Annotated in this window: 17 protein-coding genes; 3 read left to right on the top strand and 14 right to left on the bottom strand. The window is 61.1% G+C overall.

What is annotated here, in order from left to right; translation table 11 throughout:
• Positions 1-73 precede the first annotated feature (73 nt).
• The gene (locus tag FQV39_RS32140) at positions 74-1,117 is read left to right on the top strand and encodes an ArsJ-associated glyceraldehyde-3-phosphate dehydrogenase (protein ID WP_149134669.1); all 1,044 of its coding nucleotides are present in this window, start codon (positions 74-76) and stop codon (positions 1,115-1,117) included.
• A gap of 4 nt (positions 1,118-1,121) precedes the next feature.
• Positions 1,122-2,366, top strand: a complete 1,245-nt coding sequence (gene arsJ / locus FQV39_RS32135) for an organoarsenical effux MFS transporter ArsJ (protein ID WP_149134521.1) — start codon at positions 1,122-1,124, stop codon at positions 2,364-2,366.
• Positions 2,367-2,405: 39 nt separating this feature from the next.
• Here arsJ and FQV39_RS32130 read toward each other — a convergent pair whose 3' ends face one another.
• Together FQV39_RS32130 and FQV39_RS32125 are read right to left on the bottom strand one after the other, a co-directional pair.
• Positions 2,406-2,963 (bottom strand): SLATT domain-containing protein, encoded by a 558-nt coding sequence (locus tag FQV39_RS32130; protein WP_187640409.1) that lies wholly within the window; start codon positions 2,961-2,963, stop codon positions 2,406-2,408.
• Positions 2,960-3,841, bottom strand: a complete 882-nt coding sequence (locus tag FQV39_RS32125; RefSeq protein ID WP_282570366.1) for an SMODS domain-containing nucleotidyltransferase — start codon at positions 3,839-3,841, stop codon at positions 2,960-2,962. The genes FQV39_RS32130 and FQV39_RS32125 overlap by 4 nt, the downstream gene beginning before the upstream one ends.
• Positions 3,842-3,993: 152 nt before the next feature.
• Between FQV39_RS32125 and FQV39_RS32120 the strand changes: the two genes are divergently transcribed.
• Positions 3,994-4,749: a hypothetical protein gene (locus FQV39_RS32120; protein ID WP_149134518.1), complete on the top strand. Its 756-nt coding sequence runs from the start codon at positions 3,994-3,996 to the stop codon at positions 4,747-4,749.
• Between the two features lie 33 nt (positions 4,750-4,782).
• Here the strand turns inward: FQV39_RS32120 and FQV39_RS32115 are convergent, their stop codons facing one another.
• The 12 genes from FQV39_RS32115 to FQV39_RS32065 all read right to left on the bottom strand — a co-directional run bounded on the left by FQV39_RS32115 (position 4,783) and on the right by FQV39_RS32065 (position 17,502).
• Positions 4,783-5,169, bottom strand: a complete 387-nt coding sequence (locus FQV39_RS32115) for a c-type cytochrome (protein WP_149134517.1) — start codon at positions 5,167-5,169, stop codon at positions 4,783-4,785.
• A 28-nt stretch (positions 5,170-5,197) separates the two neighbouring features.
• Entirely contained in the window at positions 5,198-6,472 is a 1,275-nt protein-coding gene (locus FQV39_RS32110) for a molybdopterin molybdotransferase MoeA (protein ID WP_149134516.1), read from the bottom strand.
• Between the two features lie 74 nt (positions 6,473-6,546).
• Entirely contained in the window at positions 6,547-9,009 is a 2,463-nt protein-coding gene (locus tag FQV39_RS32105) for an arsenate reductase (azurin) large subunit (protein ID WP_149134515.1), read from the bottom strand.
• A gap of 11 nt (positions 9,010-9,020) precedes the next feature.
• The gene (locus FQV39_RS32100; protein ID WP_149134514.1) at positions 9,021-9,542 is read right to left on the bottom strand and encodes an arsenate reductase (azurin) small subunit; all 522 of its coding nucleotides are present in this window, start codon (positions 9,540-9,542) and stop codon (positions 9,021-9,023) included.
• 179 nt (positions 9,543-9,721) lie between these two features.
• Positions 9,722-9,895 carry a hypothetical protein gene (locus FQV39_RS33460; protein ID WP_187640408.1) on the bottom strand — a complete coding sequence of 58 codons (174 nt, stop codon included), beginning with the start codon at positions 9,893-9,895 and terminating at the stop codon, positions 9,722-9,724.
• A 5-nt stretch (positions 9,896-9,900) separates the two neighbouring features.
• Entirely contained in the window at positions 9,901-10,440 is a 540-nt protein-coding gene (locus tag FQV39_RS32095) for a MerR family transcriptional regulator (protein ID WP_149134513.1), read from the bottom strand.
• A gap of 74 nt (positions 10,441-10,514) precedes the next feature.
• The gene (locus tag FQV39_RS32090; RefSeq protein ID WP_149134512.1) at positions 10,515-11,831 is read right to left on the bottom strand and encodes a sigma-54-dependent transcriptional regulator; all 1,317 of its coding nucleotides are present in this window, start codon (positions 11,829-11,831) and stop codon (positions 10,515-10,517) included.
• The gene (locus FQV39_RS32085) at positions 11,821-13,278 is read right to left on the bottom strand and encodes a sensor histidine kinase (RefSeq protein WP_149134511.1); all 1,458 of its coding nucleotides are present in this window, start codon (positions 13,276-13,278) and stop codon (positions 11,821-11,823) included. The genes FQV39_RS32090 and FQV39_RS32085 overlap by 11 nt, the downstream gene beginning before the upstream one ends.
• On the bottom strand, positions 13,275-14,246 hold the full coding sequence (locus FQV39_RS32080) for a substrate-binding domain-containing protein (protein WP_149134510.1): 972 nt from the start codon (positions 14,244-14,246) through the stop codon (positions 13,275-13,277). The genes FQV39_RS32085 and FQV39_RS32080 overlap by 4 nt, the downstream gene beginning before the upstream one ends.
• A gap of 309 nt (positions 14,247-14,555) precedes the next feature.
• Complete coding sequence (locus FQV39_RS32075) at positions 14,556-16,331, bottom strand: ABC-three component system protein (RefSeq protein ID WP_149134509.1); 1,776 nt, start codon at positions 16,329-16,331, stop codon at positions 14,556-14,558.
• Positions 16,328-16,576 carry an ABC-three component system middle component 6 gene (locus tag FQV39_RS32070; RefSeq protein ID WP_149134508.1) on the bottom strand — a complete coding sequence of 83 codons (249 nt, stop codon included), beginning with the start codon at positions 16,574-16,576 and terminating at the stop codon, positions 16,328-16,330. The genes FQV39_RS32075 and FQV39_RS32070 overlap by 4 nt, the downstream gene beginning before the upstream one ends.
• The gene (locus FQV39_RS32065) at positions 16,573-17,502 is read right to left on the bottom strand and encodes an ABC-three component system protein (protein ID WP_149134507.1); all 930 of its coding nucleotides are present in this window, start codon (positions 17,500-17,502) and stop codon (positions 16,573-16,575) included. Before FQV39_RS32065 ends, FQV39_RS32070 begins: the two co-directional genes overlap by 4 nt.
• Positions 17,503-17,782: the final 280 nt, after the last annotated feature.

Genomic DNA, 17,782 nt, shown 5'->3' with positions numbered 1-17,782 from the left:
GACTCCGTCGTCATTTCGATGTCAAGCGACATGTCGAATAATATGTATCAGATCGGATTTGAGAGGCGATGGGATGAAGGTCGGGATCAACGGCATGGGGCGGATAGGACGCTTAGCTCTGCGAGCGGCGCTGGGTGCAGCGGAGCGACCGAGTGATGATCCCCGGCGTGAAAACCGCCTCGAGGTCGTTCATCTGAACGAGATCAAGGGAGGTGCCGCGGCCACAGCTCACCTGCTGGAGTTCGACAGCATGCAGGGCCGCTGGCGAACCGAGATCGGCCATGATGCTGACGGGGCGATCTATATCGGCGAGCACAAGCTCAGCTTTTCATCCGAGGGATCCCCTGCCGAGCTGCCCTGGGGCGATATTGGTGTCGATGTTGTTCTCGAATGCACCGGCAAGTTCCTGACCCCGGCGGTGTTGGAAGGACATCTGAAGCGCGGTGCCAAGCGAGTGATCGTCGCCGCACCAGTCAAGGATCCATCCGTTCTCAACGTTGTCGTCGGCATCAACGAGCATCTCTACGACCCCGCCCTGCATTCGATCGTGACGGCCGCCTCCTGCACCACGAACTGCCTGGCGCCTGTAGTGAAGGTCGTTCACGAGAACCTCGGTATCCGGCACGGCCAGATAACGACGATCCACGATCCCACGAACACCAACGTCGTGGTCGACACCCCGCATAAGGACCTGCGCCGGGCTCGTTCGGCGATGCTCTCGCTCCAGCCGACGACGACGGGCAGTGCAACAGCGATCGCGCTGATCTATCCGGAGCTCAAGGGGAAGCTCGATGGCCACGCAGTCCGCGCCCCCGTGCTCAACGCCTCTCTAACGGACTGTGTCTTCGAACTCGAACGATCGACGACCGCCGCGGAGGTTAATGATCTTTTCAAAAGCGCGGCAGCAGGGCCGCTCGCTGGAATCCTCGGTTTTGAAGGGCGCCCCCTCGTCTCGATCGATTATCAACGTGATACGCGCTCCAGCATCGTCGACGGCCTATCGACGCTCGTCACGAACGGCACGATGCTTAAGGTCTATGCCTGGTACGACAACGAGATGGGCTATGCCTGTCGCATGGTCGATCTCGCCTGCCACCTCGAAGCGGCCGGGATCTGACGCGATGAATGAGGGCACGCGCAACTACGCCATCGTGACGGCCGCATACTGGGGCTTCACGCTCACGGACGGCGCTCTGCGCATGCTCGTGCTGCTGCACTTCTTCCGGCTCGGATACTCGCCGTTCACGCTCGCCTTCCTCTTCCTCCTCTATGAGGCCGCCGGCATCCTGGCGAACTTCATCGGCGGCTGGCTCGCAGCACGCTACGGCATCACCAGGATGCTCACGGTCGGTCTGGCGACGCAGATCACCGGCTTTCTGGTCCTCTCGGCCCTTTCGCCCGATTGGTCCGCCATTGCCTCCGTGATCTGGGTGGTCCTCGCCCAGGGCATCTGCGGCGTCGCCAAGGATTTGACGAAGACGGCCTCGAAATCGGCCATCAAGATCGCCGAAACCGCGGCCAAGGCGGAGGACTCGGACGGCCGTCTCTTCCGCTGGGTCGCCTGGTTTACCGGCTCGAAGAACGCGATGAAGGGCTTCGGCTTCTTCCTCGGCGGCCTGCTGCTGGAATTCCTCGGCTTCCGAGGCGCACTGTGGGCGATGGCAGCGGCGCTCAGCCTGGTGCTGTCTGGGGTTGTGGCATCGCTTCCGCCCATGCTCGGGAAGGCCAAGGCGAGCAAGAGCGCACGAGAGCTCTTCGGCAAGAACCGCGGCGTCAACCTGCTCGCGATCGCGCGCGTCGCCTTGTTCGGAGCCCGGGACGTCTGGTTCGTCGTCGGCGTGCCCGTCTTCCTCTATGCCGCAGGCTGGACCTTCACGATGGTCGGGAGCTTCGTCGCGCTCTGGACGATTGGCTACGGACTCGTACAGGCGGCGGCACCCGCCGTAGTCAGGCGCAGCCCCGACGGGCTGACGCAGGAGGTGAGAGCGGCGAGGCTCTGGTCGCTGATCCTCGTCATCATTCCCGCGGCCATCGCCGCCGTTCTGGCGAGCAACTCGGGATTGAGGCCGGATATCATCTTGGTCGTGGGGCTGGGCCTGTTCGGCTTCGCCTTCGCCGTCAATTCCTCGGTCCACTCCTATCTGATCCTGGCCTATGCCGGCTCCGAGAAGGCCGCTGAGGATGTCGGCTTCTACTATGCCGCAAATGCGCTGGGACGCTTTACCGGCACCCTGCTGTCAGGCCTGCTCTATCAATGGGGCGGCATCTACGCCTGCCTGATCGGCTCCTGCCTGATGCTGGCTGCGTGCTTCCTGGCCACGCTCGCCTTACCGGGGCGGGCCGCACTGGTCCCAGCGCGAAGCTAATGCTTCGCCACGATTGTCGTTGGGGCTTGAGCTTATTGCTCACTCCGGCGTGTCGAGGGGCGCGACTAAGCCTTTGGAAGCCGCCTCGCGGAGGGCGATGTCGGCAGTGAAGTCGTAATGCCCAGCTTTGATCTTTTTCTGCGCGGCTTCGAAATAGCGCTCTGGCGGCGTCATCGAGGCCTCTCTCACGGCATCTAGCCGATCCATGAGCTCGCCCAATCTCGCTTGGGCATCATCGACATCTCCCAGTGCGCCGATACGCGCAAGCTGGCGGAAACGATCTTGGAGCGATTTGTAGCTGGCGGCGGTCGACTTCAGGTCGTTGACATGCGTCTGGATGTCGAGCGCTTCAGCGATCGACGGGATCAGGGTCGCCAAGAACGCAATGACGGCGACCGCTTCGGCGCCAATCCTATCTGCCAGAAAGCTGAAGCCAGCCATAGCGGTCAGCACGATAGGCGCGATCGTCACGATCTTGTGCTGCCATCTCACGCGGCGCAGCCACATGTAGATCATGGTCGATGTATAGAGACAGGATTCCATCTGGCGCAGAGCCTCGATCGAAATCTCAGCCCGCCGACGATCGTCGTTGCTCATGCCAATGGTATCCTGTCCCCGAAGATCTTCCGCCATTCGATCCCGGCGCTGACGATCATGTCGTCCCTTTCATGGTCACATGCAGTCAAAGCGGCAGCCAAGGCCGTCTGCGCTCGACTAACCCATGCGTCACCGAGTGGGATGTACTCGCCCGTTCCAGGTAGGATTACGTAACCGTTCCTGAGCGTGAGCAAAAACTGGAGGAAGTCTCGGACAAACCAATCATACCAGTAGAGAGTCTTGTCTTTGTAGACATAGGTTCGCATGAATTCAGCAACGATTAATTCGAGCAGGAACGACTTGATCGGTACGTTCCGCTCCCGCATCCAAAGCTTCATCATCCTCGTGAGTGGTCGCGAATTGCGACTGGCAAGGGCGTCGATCGTCTCCACTCGTGTGATCTGAGCGAGCGGATCGACAACCTTCCAGGAACCGCCGCTCCTGGTGTCAGGCATCAAGAACGTATCATCCGTTCGCTTGAACACCGGCACGACCTCGACGGTGATCGAGTTGAAGTCGATGACGACGACCTGGCCATCACCTCTCATGTCGGTCTGCGGATAGCTCTCCGCCAGCACGTTTTTCACGTCTTGTAGCAGGGCGGACTGCTTGCCGGTGCTATAGGCGTCGAAGCGATGAAACTCCTCGGCCGGGAGTATCGCCATGATGTCGATGTCGTGGGATGGGCGGACCTGGGTATTCTTGCCCCACGACCCGACGATGAGCAGCTTTTGCTCGCCCTCGTCCGTTCCCCAGTACGCTTTCTGAAGTTTGCGGCCGATCCGCTCTGCCTTGCCCAACGCATCGTCGATCTCGGCCTGATCAACCAAGAGATCGCCAGTGAATGTCCTGAAACGTGCGGTGACCCCAGTCCACATGCTTGATGTGAAACATAGAATCGGCGTGGCTAAAATGGGGACCGCTTGCGCGTCCCCAACTTCCGGTTGTTGATCTAGCTCCTGAAGGTTTTTCTCAGCTGTTTTAGCGACCGGTCGACCGGCATCATCGCCTCAACCAGGAGGTAATACCGATGTCTTTAAAAGCAGTCCTCGGCCGGGCCGCGCAGCTTGAACACGTTGAGCATGACGAAGTGCGTAGGCCGCCCCTCGACGTGATCGCCTTCTCCGTCGCCGTTACGCGCAAACTCCGCAACTGGAAGAAGTTGACGTTGGCGGATTTCGCCCGCGTATCCCTTTCCACGGTAGAGCGCGTCGAGCGCGGCGAGCCCGTCACAGACGAAGCCCTCAACCGCATAGCTGGGGCGTTTGGCTATGCCGCCGGGCACTACACTACCCCGCGCACAACCATTCCGCGGGAAGAGGTCGAAGCGGAGATCAAGGAGACCTACGGTAATCTTGTACCCGTCGAGGTCGCGCGCTTCACTGGGCAGGTGCAGGTTCGCGAGGCTTCTCGCTGCTGCGCCTATCTGATGCATGCACCCAATTTGCCGGATGCATATAGCGCCGACATCGAAAACCTGCGTGAATATCTCGACCTGGTGTCGTTCTGCTTGGCCGAACAGTCTGATGGAACGCCAATGTCGGATACTGCGCGCCGTCCGCTCTACGAGCATACCTTGGGAGCAGTGCGGGAATTGGAACGCCGCGGCGTGACCGTCCTGATCGGGTATTTAGACGCCCCCCAACCCAATATCCCCGACTGGCGGGTCTGTATCGTCTCCCTCACGTCGCGGCTGATCGATCCCGGCGCGCCGAAGCGCAAGATGATGTTCATCGACAAGCGCATCGTTGCGATCGGGAATACGAACTTGGGGTCGATCGATTGATGTTTCGAATGTTGGCATCCACGACACCGGCTCTCACGGAGCCTTCTTTCCGTCCTTGCCGAATTGCTTGAGGAAGGCCGTCAGGTCCTTGATCTCCTGCTCATTCTTGATGCCGGCGAACACCATTTTGGTTCCCGGGATCCTGGCCTTCGGATCCTTGATGTAGATGGCGAATGTCGCCTCGTCCCAGGTGATGCCCGAGTTCTTGTTGGCGCTCGAATAGCTGTAGCCCTCGACTGATCCGGAATGCCGCCCGAATAGGCCATTGAGTTCCGGCCCGACGCCGTTCTTCGCGGTTTCACCTATCTGGTGGCAGGCGCGGCATTTGTTCCAGGAGCGCTCGCCCGCGGAGATGTCCTGGGCAACGACAACGGACGGCGAGACGGCGAGCAAGGCAAGCATAGACCACAGGCGATTCATGATCGATGGATCTCCAATGATGACAGGGTCAGATGGCGAAGCCGCCGCGAAGCGGATGAAACAGGACAAGATCACCAGGCCGAATGCCGTCGCTCTCAGCGGCGATCTCGGCCAGGCCATCGGCTTCGGCGAGTGGTTGCAGGCGGGCAGAGCCTCCGCGGCCAAGGATCTCGACACCGAGGCCATCGTGCCCCTCTTCGAGTTTGACCGGAACGAACTCGGTTCGGCCTGCGCGGCGAGCAAAGGCCGACTTGCTCGGGAGCGGAAAGCCGAGCCGCCGTGGAGGCTCCCGCCCCTCCAGGGAGCAGGCCATCGTGCGGCCCAGCAGCAGCCAGCACACCAAGCTCGAAACGGGGTTCCCTGGCAGGCCGAGATAAGCCGCCGAACCGACGCGGCCGACGACGGCGGGCTTGCCGGGCTTCAAGGCGATCTTGAGGGTCTCGCCGCTGCCACCTGCCCGCTCCAGCGCTTCAAGCGCATGATCCTCCTCGCCGAGGGAGGCGCCTCCGCTCGTGACAATGAGGTCGGCGCGCTCGGCCATGCATAGCAGACGATCTGCGATCATTTCGGGCTGGTCAGGAACCCAGCCGCCATCGATAGAAACCAAGCCAGATTGCTCGATCAAGGCGAGCAGCATTGGCCGGTTAGAATCATAGATCGCGCTGGATTCGAGCGCGTCACCAGCCTGTCGGAGTTCGCCTCCCGTCGAGATCACGGCCACACGCGGCCGTGTGCGTACCTTGAGGGTGCCGATGCCTTGCGCGGCGGCAAGGGCGAGATGGCGCGCATCGAGACGCTCGCCCGCCTGCAGAAGAATCTCAAGCGGTTGAACGTCTTCGCCCTTGATCCGGATATTGTCTCCTGTCCGGATCGGGCGACGCAAGACGATGATATCGCCATCGCGGTCGACATGCTCTTGCATGACGACGGCGTCGGCCCCCTCGGGAATCGGAGCTCCCGTGAATAGCCGGATCGCTTGGCCAGGAGCGATCTTGCCCCCGCGGCCGCCGGCGGGAATACGACCAACAACCTGAACGCGGTTTCCGACCGCGAGCCCGCCGCACGCAGCCACGGCATAGCCGTCCATGGCGGATTGGGTGAAGGGCGGCGTCGCCACCAGCGCGACAACGGGTTCGGCAAGCGTGCGACCGGTCCCCTGCGCCACTGTGACGATGTCGGTTCCGATAAGCGGCGGCGCATAGGCTGAAGCGCGAGCGCATGCTTCCGGAACCGAGAGAGTGACGGAAGCATGATCGGGGGCTGAAGCCGCGAGCAGTGCTTCGGCCGCAACGGGAGCGGTCATGGGCAACCTGCGAGCTGGAAGCGACGGGAAATGAACGGGTCGCGCATGCGCGCGGCCCGTTCATCGTGACGGCGTCAGACCGCGTATTCGCGGCTCTTGAAGGACAGGTGCCTGGTATTCTCCGGCGCGCTCGCGATCTTCCGGATGTTGCCCCAGGTCTGCTTGTAGTTCGGGATCACAAACTCATTGACGCCTGCCGAGACGACATTGCCTTGGACGCCGGTGGGAAAAGCGAACAGCATGAAGGCCTGCTTTCGCTTCGCCGAAGGCGTCGGATAGGCCATGGCCTGCGTCGAGCCATTGTCGTTGTAGACCTCGACGAGATCCCCGTCCTTGAGGCCGAGCTCTGCCATGTCGGCTGGGTTCAGCTCGATGAAGGGATACGGCTGGGCGTCCATGACGAAGTCGTTCTTCTGGTCGAGATAGGCGCTCTGCCAGACCAGGTTGGCCCGCCCGTTGTTGATCAGGAACGGGAACTTGTCCTTCTCGGCCTGCTTGCCGGCAGCCTGGAGGCCACGCCACTGCGTCTCCATGAAGGTGGCCTTGCCGTCCTTGCCACCGAACTTGCCGTCGGCGAACAGCCGCTTCGTGCCGATGATCTTGCCGTCCGCGAAGCCGGTCGCCGGCTCCTGGAAGCCATTCGTGCCCATCGCCTTCAGCCGAGCATAGGTGACGTGCTCCCCGCCCTTCTCATGAGCGTGGTAGCCATCCATGAAGGCGTCTTCCTCCGTCTTCCAATCAAAGCCTTTGAAGTTGTCGGCGACCTGAGCCATCCCGATCTCGCGGAAGACGCGCTCCATGTTGTTGGCGATGCGGGCCGCGATCAGGCAATCGGGCATCGCCTGTCCGGGCGGATCCATGTAGCGCTCGACGAGGCGCATCCGGCGCTCGCCGTTCATGGAGGTCAGGTTCATCTCGCCGGAGGTCGCGGCCGGGAGCCAGACATGCGACGCCTGCCCGATCTGGCTCGGTATGATGTCCACGTCGACCGAGAACAACCCGCCCTTCTTGATCGCCTCGACGATGGCGTTGACCAGAGCTGCGCGGTCGCCGAACGGGACCGAGTCCATGGCTTCCTTCACCAGGTCGGTTCGCTTCTTGTAGGTTCGCTTGAACTGGTAGGCATTGAGCGTCGTCTTGTAGTGGTCACACCCCCAGATGTGGTGGACGCCGCCCTTGCCGTCGATTAGGAGCTTGTCGACATATGCCGCCGGGCGGCCGACATGAGCATCGGACGGGCGCGAACAGCCTTCCTGGTGGCCGCCGAGGCGCACGCAGCCCCCTCCAGGGCGACCGATGTTACCGGTCGCGAGAGCGACATTCACGAGCGCTCCGTTGGTGCGGTAGTTGTCGTTGCCCCAGATCAGGCCCTTCTCGTAGGCGAACATGGTGCGGCGGCGGGCATTGCCTTCCTTGGGCGACGCGATCCATTCCGCCGACTGGCGTATCTGGTCCACGGTAAGGCCTGTCAGAGCGGCAGCTTGCTCCAGGGTCGTCTTGTTGGCCACGACCATCTTATCGAAGCCGTTGGTTGAGGCCGCGATCAGCGCCCTGTCGACCCAACCCTTCTCGGCGATGTACGTCATCCAGGCATTGAACAGCGCAAGATCGCTGCCCGAGTTGATGGCGAGGTGCATCACTCGGTCCTTGCCGGCCTCCACCTCGCAGGCGTTGACGGTCACGGTGCGGCGTGGATCGATGATGACAATACGTGCGGGTGGATGAGCCTCGTTCGGAAGCTCGGCGCGCTTTTTGTCCATCGACGTGCCACGCAGATTCGGCACCCAATGGTTCAGGAAATAGTTGGTCTGGGTCTCCAGCGGATTGGCACCGACCACGACGATCGTGTCGGCGAGCTCGGCATCCTCGTAGCAGTTGTTGAGCTCGCCGATGCCCATGTCGCGCGTGGCATGGACCTCGGAATTGTAGGCTGGCCGGTTGTGGATCCGGATGTTCTTCACCTTCATGGCGCCGAAATAAAGCTTCCCGGTGCCCCAGGTATTCTCGTAGCCGCCGCCGGCGCCACCATGGTCGAAGGCGGAGACGAAGAGTCCATCCTCGCCCTGATCCTTGACGATCTGGCAGGTGACCCGGGCCACGAGATCGAGCGCATCATCCCAGGACGTCGGCGACATCGCGCCATAGCGCCAAACCATCGGGTGCGTGAGACGCTGCTGCTGGGTCGAGCGTGCTTCCGAGAACGAAGTCTCCGCCATGCGGGCGCCGCGGACCGAGCCGAGACCCGAATTCACCACGCAGTTCTTGTCCGGCATGATGACCAGGTGGACGTCCTTACCGTCCTGCTTGACGATGTTGTACATCGACGGCGAGTACCAAGCGCTGCTGTCGGCCCCCTGCTGCTGGGCAAGATCGACCTTGAATTTGTTCTGGTTCGGATCCGTGCCGCCCTGCCGGTTGATGTCCCAAGTGTAGGCCTTGTAGCCGCACCCGACGATGCAAAAGTGGCAGGTGACATTGTGCTCCTTGGCATCCGCAGGGACGATGGGGAGGCGATCGATCTGACGCTTGTAGGTCATGGTCTTCTCCCTCACAGCACGTTGGACAAGCGGCCGTAGAGAAGCTCGTCGAGCCCCTCGGCAACGATGTCACCATTGGCTTCGACCCGCAGCGCGTATTGCGGCAGGTTCTGGGTCGACTGCCCCCACACCTGCTGGCCGCCGGCCTCGCAATCGAAGCGGGAGTAGTGCCCGGGGCAGTTAAGAGTCTTGTCGGCCGCGTTGAACGCGAGTGGGAAGCCCTTGTGCGGACAGACGGTTGAGAAGCCGACGATGTCTCCGTCGGGACCGACCCCTCCCGGAACGCGCTTGCCGAGCTTGATCAGCACGCCCGGCGCATCATCATCGGGATAGGCAACGTCCTTTGGCTCGTTGACCTTGAGCTCGGCGACGGTTCCGAGCTTGTTGGCGGGATACTCGACCAGCGCGGCAGCGGGCTTTGCCTGAGCCGGCGCGGAGACGATCGTCGTCGCAGCGGCGCCAGCCGCTGCAAACCCCGCTCCTGACAGGAACCGGCGCCGGCCAAGATCGACCATCAGATCGCACTTCTTCATTGGGTTTCCTCCAGCCGTCTTCTCGTAAGCGGTAGGAGGTGACTGCAGGCCCCGTGCCGAAAGGCGGAAAGCCGAAAAGCCCTATCAAAACAACGACTGGAGCGGAGTGATGAGATCTGAAGCGTTCAGATTTCCGAACGTGTTGCGACCGCGAAGGTTCGGGACGCTGAACGTCGCAATCAACGCGAGGAACCCGGCGGCTGCTCGCCATCGTCGCGCCCGAAAGAAAGCTCCACATCCCTCCATTTGAGCCGCCGCAGGCGCATCGCAAGGACGAGCCCCACGACCCCGATCAGGCTCAACACAGTGGGAGAGGCGACGATCGCTGCGAGGGAATCGAGGCTCGGCATCATGTCCCTCACTTGTCCGAGATAGAGGTTTCGACGATCAAGTGCGGTCGATCGAGTTTCGCGAGGATCGCCTCGGCCGCCTTCTTGCAGTCGAAAATGATGGCAACCGGACCGCCGGTCTGAAGCATCCCTCGCTCTCGTTCATAGTCATCGAGGCTGTCGGTCCGGCAAACCCCCGCGCTATCGACGATCACATAGCGCCCGATCCTGTGGCTGGGGTCGGTCGTCCTGATCGCATAGTTCGCGAAGCCGAGCATCGGCAACATGGCCATGCTCGCTGCCGTTTCAGCGTTGCGAAAGCCATCGCTTCCCAGCGGGGTGGTCGCGACCCGAAGTCCAATTCCCGCATCGGAAAAGGACTTGAGCGCGAGCATGCGGCTCAGATCCTCGAAGGTATATCGGCTGTGCTTCCCGTCCTCCCGCGAGGCCAGATATCCTCGCCGCTTCCAATCGCGCTGCAATTCCACGGAAACGCCGGTGGCGCGAGCCGCTTCGGCAGGTGTGAATTCGGTCGAGATGTAGCGGATGGTTTGACGTCGAGAGGTCATGCGCCCTGAACCGTGAGATGCGCCACGGATACATCGGGACACAAAACGTGTCAAGTCACACGGTTTGACGGGACTCAGCTCTTCTGAGGCTCGATTCCGTATCGCCTCATCTTTTCCCAGAGCGTAGTTCGCGAGACGCCAAGCGCCTTTGCGGTCGCGATCACTGCTCCGTCGTTTTCAGCGAGAACGCGTACGATATGACGTCTCTCAGCCTCGTCGCGCACTCCGTCGAGACCTTCTCGCTGCGCCGGTTTGGAAGCGGACCCAAACTCGGGAAACAAATCGCCGGGCATCAGCAGCGGGCCGTCGCCCAAGGCAATCCCACGTTCGACGCGATTGCGGAGTTCGCGCACATTGCCGGGCCAATCATGGGCGAGCGCCGCCTCCACGGCCAGGGCGCTCGCTCCCTGGATACGGTCGTCACCATCCCCGGCGAACTCCGCGACAAAGCGTTCCATCAACCACGCGATGTCCTCGCCGCGATCACGAAGCGGCGGAACCGGGACATGCACCACATTGATCCGATAGAGCAGATCCTCGCGGAATGAGCCTTCTTTCACCTTCTGCGGCAAGTCGGCATTGGTGGCGCAGATCACCCTGGCCCTGAACGGCACGACCTGCTCGCCGCCCACCCGGCCGAAATTGCGATCCTCCAGTAGCCGCAGGAGCTTTGCCTGAAGCTTAGGCGCGAGATCGCCGATCTCATCAAGAAACAGGGTTCCCGCGCCAGCACGCTCAGCGTAGCCAAGATGGCGGGCGTGAGCACCAGAAAAGGAGCCCTTCTCATGCCCAAAGAGCTCGCTCTCCATAAGGTCTGGCGGTATAGCGGCACAATTCACGGCCATGAAGGGCCCGGCTGTGCCGCGGGATGCATGCAGCAACCGGGCGCAAACTTCTTTGCCACACCCGGTCTCACCGGTGAGCAAGACCGGAGCGCTCACCCGGGCCAGTCGCATGAGAGTGTTTTCGAGCGCGCGCATTGAGGGCGATACACCAAGAAGCCCCTCGCCTTCCGGCTCGGACGGATCGACCAATGTCTCCAAGCGCTCAAGAAATGCTGACATCTCAAAGGGCTTTGTGACGTAATCCGCCGCGCCGCACCGCATCAACCGCACCGCCTGATCGATCTCTCCGAAGGCGGTCATAAACAGAAACGGGGGAGCTCGCTCGGACTTCACGGTCTCAAGGAAGATTTCCTCGCCATTGCCGTCTGGCAGCTTGAGATCGCAGATCACCGCCTGCGGCCGGCGCTTCGAGAGTCCCTGCACAGCCTCCGCTTTAGTCTTCCACCAGGTGACATCGGCGCCTTCAATGGCGAGCCTCTGGACAAGGGATTCCCCCATGATCGGATCGTCCTCGATCAAGCCGATCGCGCAACGTTCAAGCGACATCGCGAAGCTCCTCTTTTGCGCGCAGGGGGATTGTCATGCGGATCAAGGCGCCTCCAAGCGGTGACCTGGCGATCGCCACCTGACCTCCCAACTCCTCGAGGAGCCGACGCGTGACCCATAATCCAAGCCCTGCCCCTTCGCCGAACGGAACTGGGCTGCTGGTTTCACCCGCAAGAACGGCATGGGCATCGGGACTGAAGCCGGGCCCCTGATCGTGAACTTCCAGCAGCAGATGATCGCCTTCTATCGCGCAGATTAGCGAAAGCTGGCCTCCGGGCGGGCTTACACTGATCGCGTTGAGCAACAGATTCAACGCGATTTGTCGGAACGCGGTTGCCTCGATGGGCAATTCGCCCTGGATGGAGTTTTGCCAATCCAGAGTGAGTGTGCGCCTGGCGATCTCGGGCCGAACGAGCAATCGCAGATCATCGATGTCGTTTGCAGCAAGATGGCGTGGATCGCGATCGGCACGATATGCCGCAAGCGTCGAGCGGACGACGTCCCTGATCCCCTTGAGACCGCGTTCAATCAAATCGAGCGAGATCGAGCGAACCTTCGGCTTGTCGCCATGGCGCTTCAACGTGTCGATTGCGTTGAACAGGCCGCCGAGAGGGTTGTTGATCTCATGGGCCATGCCGGAGGCCAGGCGTCCGAGGCTGGCCAGCCGCTCCTCATTCGCCAGCTCTTTGGCAATCGCCTCGCGCTCGTTGACCGCACGCGCCATCACGTTGAAGCGGATGAACAGGCGTCTGAACTCGCGGGTGGACGCTACGATCTCATCTTTAGGAATAGGCTGCACCGGACCTGAGACGCTGAGATCGAGGTGCCTCGACAAGGTGCCAAGAGGCCCGAGCATGCGCCTGATGATCCAATAGCCGAAGGCGGCGAGCAGCAAGGCGATCGCAGCGTTTGTGGCGACCAGCGTTCGGAGGACCTCGTCGCGCTCGCGCAGGAGGTGCGAGATATCATAGTCAACATAGATCTCGCCGATGCGGCGATCCTGATAGATCAAGGGCCTTCGCGCGAAAGCGCGCGCTTTGCCCGTGTCGACCAAAAGCAGCGCGTCGCCCTCGAAGGCCCGGTCTCGTTCTGATTGCCGACTGAGCACGGGCGCTTGCCGAGGATCGCTTGCGGCAAGGGTTTCTCCTTTGCTGTCGACGACCACGATACTCGCGCGGCCAAAGCCACCTTCGAGCGTCGCCCCCCTCTCGATAATGTCGAAGATCTCCCAAATATCCTCCCGCAGGACATGTGGAATGACCGCCGAGGCCAGCCCGTTGAGGTAGATCGTCGACATTGCCGCGAGCTGCCGCTCCTGCGTCTCGCGCAGTCTCGTGAGCACGACGTTGGTGAGTACGACACTGACCACCAACATGAAAACTGCGACGAGCGCAGGCGCCTTGAACGCCAGCGGCCAGCGCCGCGGATCAAGCGAAGCTCGCCTCATCCCAGCGCCCTCACGAGGTCCACACGGCTAGCGATGCTATCGAAAAGCGCAGGGTCTCCAGGCGTGAAGCCGTCAAGCCTCAGAAGGCCCAGAACGTCCCGCCCGGTTTGATCAGCTGGCATGTCGATCAATGCCCGGCGTAGACGTACAATCCCGTCATTCCTGCCGTTCCCGACGGAGGTCGCGATCGGCGGGAAACCCATCCAGGGAGAGCGCCAGGCTGGTCTGGTTTGCAGCGTCAGCTCCGGCTCGGTCTCCGTCATAACCTCCCAGACGTATCCGTCAACGCTACCCGATTGGGCCAGGCCCGCGGCTACCGCGCGAACAACGTTGCGATGCCCGTACGTGAAGAAGGTTCGACGAAAGAAATCCTGGGGCTTGGCTCGCCGCTCCGCCAATAATGCCCGCGTTACAAGATATCCCGAGTTGGAGTCGGGGTCAGAGAACGCATGGACATCTCCGCGCAGATCGGCGATCGAACTCGCATCGCGATTAGAACTGACAAGGAGATAGGACTGATAGTTCGGTTTGCCGCGCCAGACGGGGATAGCGACCAGTTCGAGCTCACGGCGATAGGCCACGAAGGGAAATCCGCAGATCCAGGCGGCATCGAGCAATCCTGAGATCAGCTGCGACGTAATCTCCTGATAGGTCCGCTTCAGAACGAGCTGGACCTGGATGTTCATGGCGGCGGAGAGATAGTGCTGCAGCGCTTCGAGCAGTTCGAGATCAGAGGTCAGAAACACCGGTGTTAGGCCGAAGCGGAACGGCTGTTCAGCCCGGATTGTGGAAGGCGCAGCGAGGGTTGAGCTCGCGCCAATCAAGATGGCGCGACGCGTAAGAGCGCGCCGTTGGACGACTGAACCTGAGAGCCGGCCGACCCTCGATGCCACCGAAACCTCCCAGCTTGTTGTTGTTTTTATTTCAATCTGGCCGCTTGCCTGACCCCAGTCAAATAGCGTCGACATCTCGATGATCGTCGAATTGTTGCCGTCGAGGCCTGCGGCCGGAAGCAGTGCAAATGTTCCGGCTGCCCAAGGGTTGTGCTGAGGCCATCGACCGTCTGTACGCGGGATCAATCGCCGTAAGCGGCCAATCTTTCGCGAATTTTAGGTTCGCACGATGGAAGGCTCGCCGGGAGCGAAGCCCGCTCGAACTGTCTCCCGATCAATGATCAATTGCCCAATCAGCCTCATATGGGGGGCTCGGTGTTCCCGTCCCGGAAAAGACTTGGAATCCGGAGCCCGCGAGCATCGTTGGCCAGCAGCGGCAGACGTTCACTCGAACCGGAATCCGAACAAGCCGCCGCTCTCATCAGCATCTGAAAGCTTCGTATCCAGGACCGCGCCAGCCGGGTCGAAGTCCTCTGCCCAGGACAGACTGTCAAAAATATCCGAGTTCAACGCGACAATATACTGCGCGTTTCCGTCAGCCACTGATTTAGCGGCCATTTGGATCGCCTGGGCCACCTGCCTCGCGTCGACACCATCGAAAAGGTGGCTGTCATGGATCAGAAATCCGGGCCCCTTTGCCTTGGCTTTCCAGATCGAGAACAGCGCCAGGTCGAGGCAGAAGACCTCCATGTTGGAAATCCCGCCGCCGCGATCGCCCTCAATCGAAATTCGAAACTCCGGGCCGTTTTCGGTAGCCTCGACCTCAAAATTTCCCTTCCGGTCGGTATAGAGACCGCCGATGGCAGCACCGATCAGGCGGATCGCCAGATCCAGTCGCTCACGCCGCGCGTGGTGGTCTTCCTGCAGTCGTCGCTTGATGCTGGCTCGATCGATCTTAAGTTGGGTGCTCTCCCCTTCCAGCACCTCCGCCGCCTTGAATCTCTCGGCAAGACTCGCTGCTGTCGCGTCAGCATCGGCAAGGTGCTTCTGCAAAGCAGTAAAATCCTCAAGGGCGCCATGTCCCTCTAGCGTCCGCAGAATGGCGCCGCGCGCGTCATCAAGCGCGGCCACGCGCTGTTGCCCCATTTCGATCGCACGGATGATCCGATCGACCTCTTCCTGCAACCGAAGTCGCCGATTTTCGATTACAGACTGGTGGAATCGTTCGACGTCTTCGAACCGCCGGCGGGCTGCATCCGGCAATTCAATCCCGACCGCTTCGTAGAGCCGGACAACGTCGCCGCGATCCGGTATGCGCTCACGGTTTAAAGCATCTTGCAAATGATCGAGCGTCTCCCGCAGCGGGACGGCCTGCCGGAGGATGGCTTGGATCTCAGCCTTGGCCTCAGTCGCCTCCGTCATCATGCTCTCAAAGGCGTCATGAACCTGAAAGCGCGCGAGTTCCTCGCGCAACCGGTCTGCCTTGTCCCGGGCCTGCACCATCTGGGGGCGCAATTCCGCTACGGTCCCGACCACCGCGCCGAGCACCCCGCCCTTGGCCGCGCTCTTTAGTTCGTCGAGCTGCCCTTCTCGCTGACGAACCTTCTGCAATTCATAAGGGGGTCTCCAATCGAGACCGAGCAAATACGAAAGATTCACCTGCCAATCCCAACGCTGTTGGGCCTCGGCCTGCTTTTCGGGGTGGTTGAACGCACCTGAACCGCGTCGGCGCGCGAAATAGCTGACCATCGAACGAAACGATGGGGAAAAGCTCTCGTCGAACAGCGATCCGCTTACAGTCGCAGGCAGTTCGAAAAACGAATGACCCAGAAATTCTTTCCAGGCCTCGTTCGTGATATACATCCCGCCGTTCTTCTTGTCGGCTTTGGCGTCGAAGCCGAAGCGCACGATCGACGCCTCATCCAGATATATCCTGGACGCTTTGCTGCCACTCCGCTCGACCCGCACGGGGTGCCCGCCGATCTTGAACACACCGTGAAAGGAATATTCTGCCAAGGCCTTGTTGCGTAGAAGGCTCGCAGGGTCCGCCTTGGCTCCCAGAAGAAAATGGATGATCTCGATAAGGCTGGATTTGCCCGCGCTGTTTCGCGTCCGCCCCTCGTTCGAGCCAGGCGCCATTGTCGAAAGCAAGACGTTGAGCCCTGGGTAGAACGTCACGGACTTGAAAGTGGGAAGGTTGCTCCCGATGGACAGGATCATGACGCGCGAGACGCTGGTTGGAGGAGGCCATCGACCTCGTCGATCGCCTGAATGGTGAACAGGAACGTCAGCGCGAGGATGAACCAGTCGTATGTCAGCGCGGTGGCCATTTGCCCAGCGCGGACAGATCGAACGCGATCCCAGAGCTCGGATACGTCCCGCGGACAGTCGAGCTGGCTGAGAATGTCCGCGCCGACGCCGATCAGCGCTCTTTGCGGAGTCAGATGTTTGGCGGGCAGGATCATGCTTCCTCTCCGGCCAAGTGGTCCTCGAAAATGTCGCAAGCTTCAAAGAGATAGGCGAGCAACGCATGCGCTGCGACTTGGCGCACGGGCGACACGCTCCCAATACCTGTAATGCCTTCGTAGAGCGACGTCATGATGGCCCCGGCAGGCAGTCGCTGAGCTTTCAGATCATCATACCGATGGCGAAAAATCCGCGCGAGGCGCGATCCTGTTTCGGGATCCGGATGCGCGTTGAGGTAGTCCTGAACGTATGCCGCATTGGCTGATCCGGAAACCAGCAGAGTGCGCCATGTCGCGGGAATGCTGTTCAGTGTCATCTTGTCGTATGGCACCGGCTTGGGCGGAGCATTCGGCTGGAGCTCGGCATCAACGCCGGCAATGACGGCGCTAATCACGCCCGCGACCTCCTCAAGCCTCATGTGCTTGGTGTCTTCGGCGCTCGCTGCTGGGCCCAACAGCCGGATAACTTCTCGTTCTGGTAAGCCGAAAACCCTCTCAGCGATTCCCGCGGGGCCTACGAGTCCAAAACGATGATGACCGTACGCGACCTCCAACTCCTTGAGCTTCAGCGTCACTTCAACCGGCAAACCATCCACCAGGTTGTGGACGAAGTTCCAACCTTGGACGAGTAACGATAGCGCTGCGGCGGCCTTGGCATAGTCGTCTGCCATTTTCCCAGTGACCGTAGCGACGTTCAGAGCGGCGTCATGCAGCTTGCCATAGCACTGGAACAGCTCGCCCGATGATCTGAGATAACCGTCACACCCCTTGTCCCCGAGCGAGCCATGCGGACGGGTACGCACGAAGTCATCGCCGTGCGCAAGCTCCATCACGTCCGAAAAGAACTGCTGAAATGAGTCGCCGTGAACGCGCCGGAGCTTGACCTCCAGGCTGATCTGCCATTGCCACGTCTGCTCAGCGGTCATCCACGACGGCATCACGAGCCTAGAATTCCGAGCCTAGCGAGGAGCAGTTCGAGGCCGCACCACTGTCGATCATTTCTCCAACCCGCCCAACCGGCCAATTAAAGTGTGTCAGCCGCAAACGACTGGTTACCGGGAGAGCTCTCCGCTTGCAGAAAGCCAAAGGATTGATCGATCGATTCTTCGATAGACGCAACGTTAAGTTGTCAGCGTTCAACAGCTCGGCGCTCCTCTACCAGCGGCTCGTTGAGACCATCGGGTTTTGACTGAGCGAGCCTGCGTC

Source organism: Bosea sp. F3-2 (genome assembly GCF_008253865.1).
In the GTDB taxonomy this organism is placed as follows: domain Bacteria; phylum Pseudomonadota; class Alphaproteobacteria; order Rhizobiales; family Beijerinckiaceae; genus Allobosea.
This window is presented reverse-complemented; position numbering and strand designations above follow the sequence as displayed.

Coding starts and splice junctions, on each gene's coding strand:
- FQV39_RS32095 (WP_149134513.1), bottom strand. CDS start 10,440: ATGACCTCTCGACGTCAAACCATCCGCTACATCTCGACCGAATTCACA.
- FQV39_RS32090 (WP_149134512.1), bottom strand. CDS start 11,831: ATGTCGCTTGAACGTTGCGCGATCGGCTTGATCGAGGACGATCCGATC.
- FQV39_RS32120 (WP_149134518.1), top strand. CDS start 3,994: ATGTCTTTAAAAGCAGTCCTCGGCCGGGCCGCGCAGCTTGAACACGTT.
- FQV39_RS32125 (WP_282570366.1), bottom strand. CDS start 3,841: ATGTGGACTGGGGTCACCGCACGTTTCAGGACATTCACTGGCGATCTC.
- FQV39_RS32115 (WP_149134517.1), bottom strand. CDS start 5,169: ATGAATCGCCTGTGGTCTATGCTTGCCTTGCTCGCCGTCTCGCCGTCC.
- FQV39_RS32070 (WP_149134508.1), bottom strand. CDS start 16,576: ATGATCCTGCCCGCCAAACATCTGACTCCGCAAAGAGCGCTGATCGGC.
- FQV39_RS32105 (WP_149134515.1), bottom strand. CDS start 9,009: ATGACCTACAAGCGTCAGATCGATCGCCTCCCCATCGTCCCTGCGGAT.
- FQV39_RS32080 (WP_149134510.1), bottom strand. CDS start 14,246: ATGTCGACGCTATTTGACTGGGGTCAGGCAAGCGGCCAGATTGAAATA.
- FQV39_RS32065 (WP_149134507.1), bottom strand. CDS start 17,502: ATGACCGCTGAGCAGACGTGGCAATGGCAGATCAGCCTGGAGGTCAAG.
- FQV39_RS32100 (WP_149134514.1), bottom strand. CDS start 9,542: ATGAAGAAGTGCGATCTGATGGTCGATCTTGGCCGGCGCCGGTTCCTG.
- FQV39_RS32085 (WP_149134511.1), bottom strand. CDS start 13,278: ATGAGGCGAGCTTCGCTTGATCCGCGGCGCTGGCCGCTGGCGTTCAAG.
- arsJ (WP_149134521.1), top strand. CDS start 1,122: ATGAATGAGGGCACGCGCAACTACGCCATCGTGACGGCCGCATACTGG.
- FQV39_RS33460 (WP_187640408.1), bottom strand. CDS start 9,895: ATGATGCCGAGCCTCGATTCCCTCGCAGCGATCGTCGCCTCTCCCACT.
- FQV39_RS32130 (WP_187640409.1), bottom strand. CDS start 2,963: ATGAGCAACGACGATCGTCGGCGGGCTGAGATTTCGATCGAGGCTCTG.
- FQV39_RS32075 (WP_149134509.1), bottom strand. CDS start 16,331: ATGATCCTGTCCATCGGGAGCAACCTTCCCACTTTCAAGTCCGTGACG.
- FQV39_RS32110 (WP_149134516.1), bottom strand. CDS start 6,472: ATGACCGCTCCCGTTGCGGCCGAAGCACTGCTCGCGGCTTCAGCCCCC.
- FQV39_RS32140 (WP_149134669.1), top strand. CDS start 74: ATGAAGGTCGGGATCAACGGCATGGGGCGGATAGGACGCTTAGCTCTG.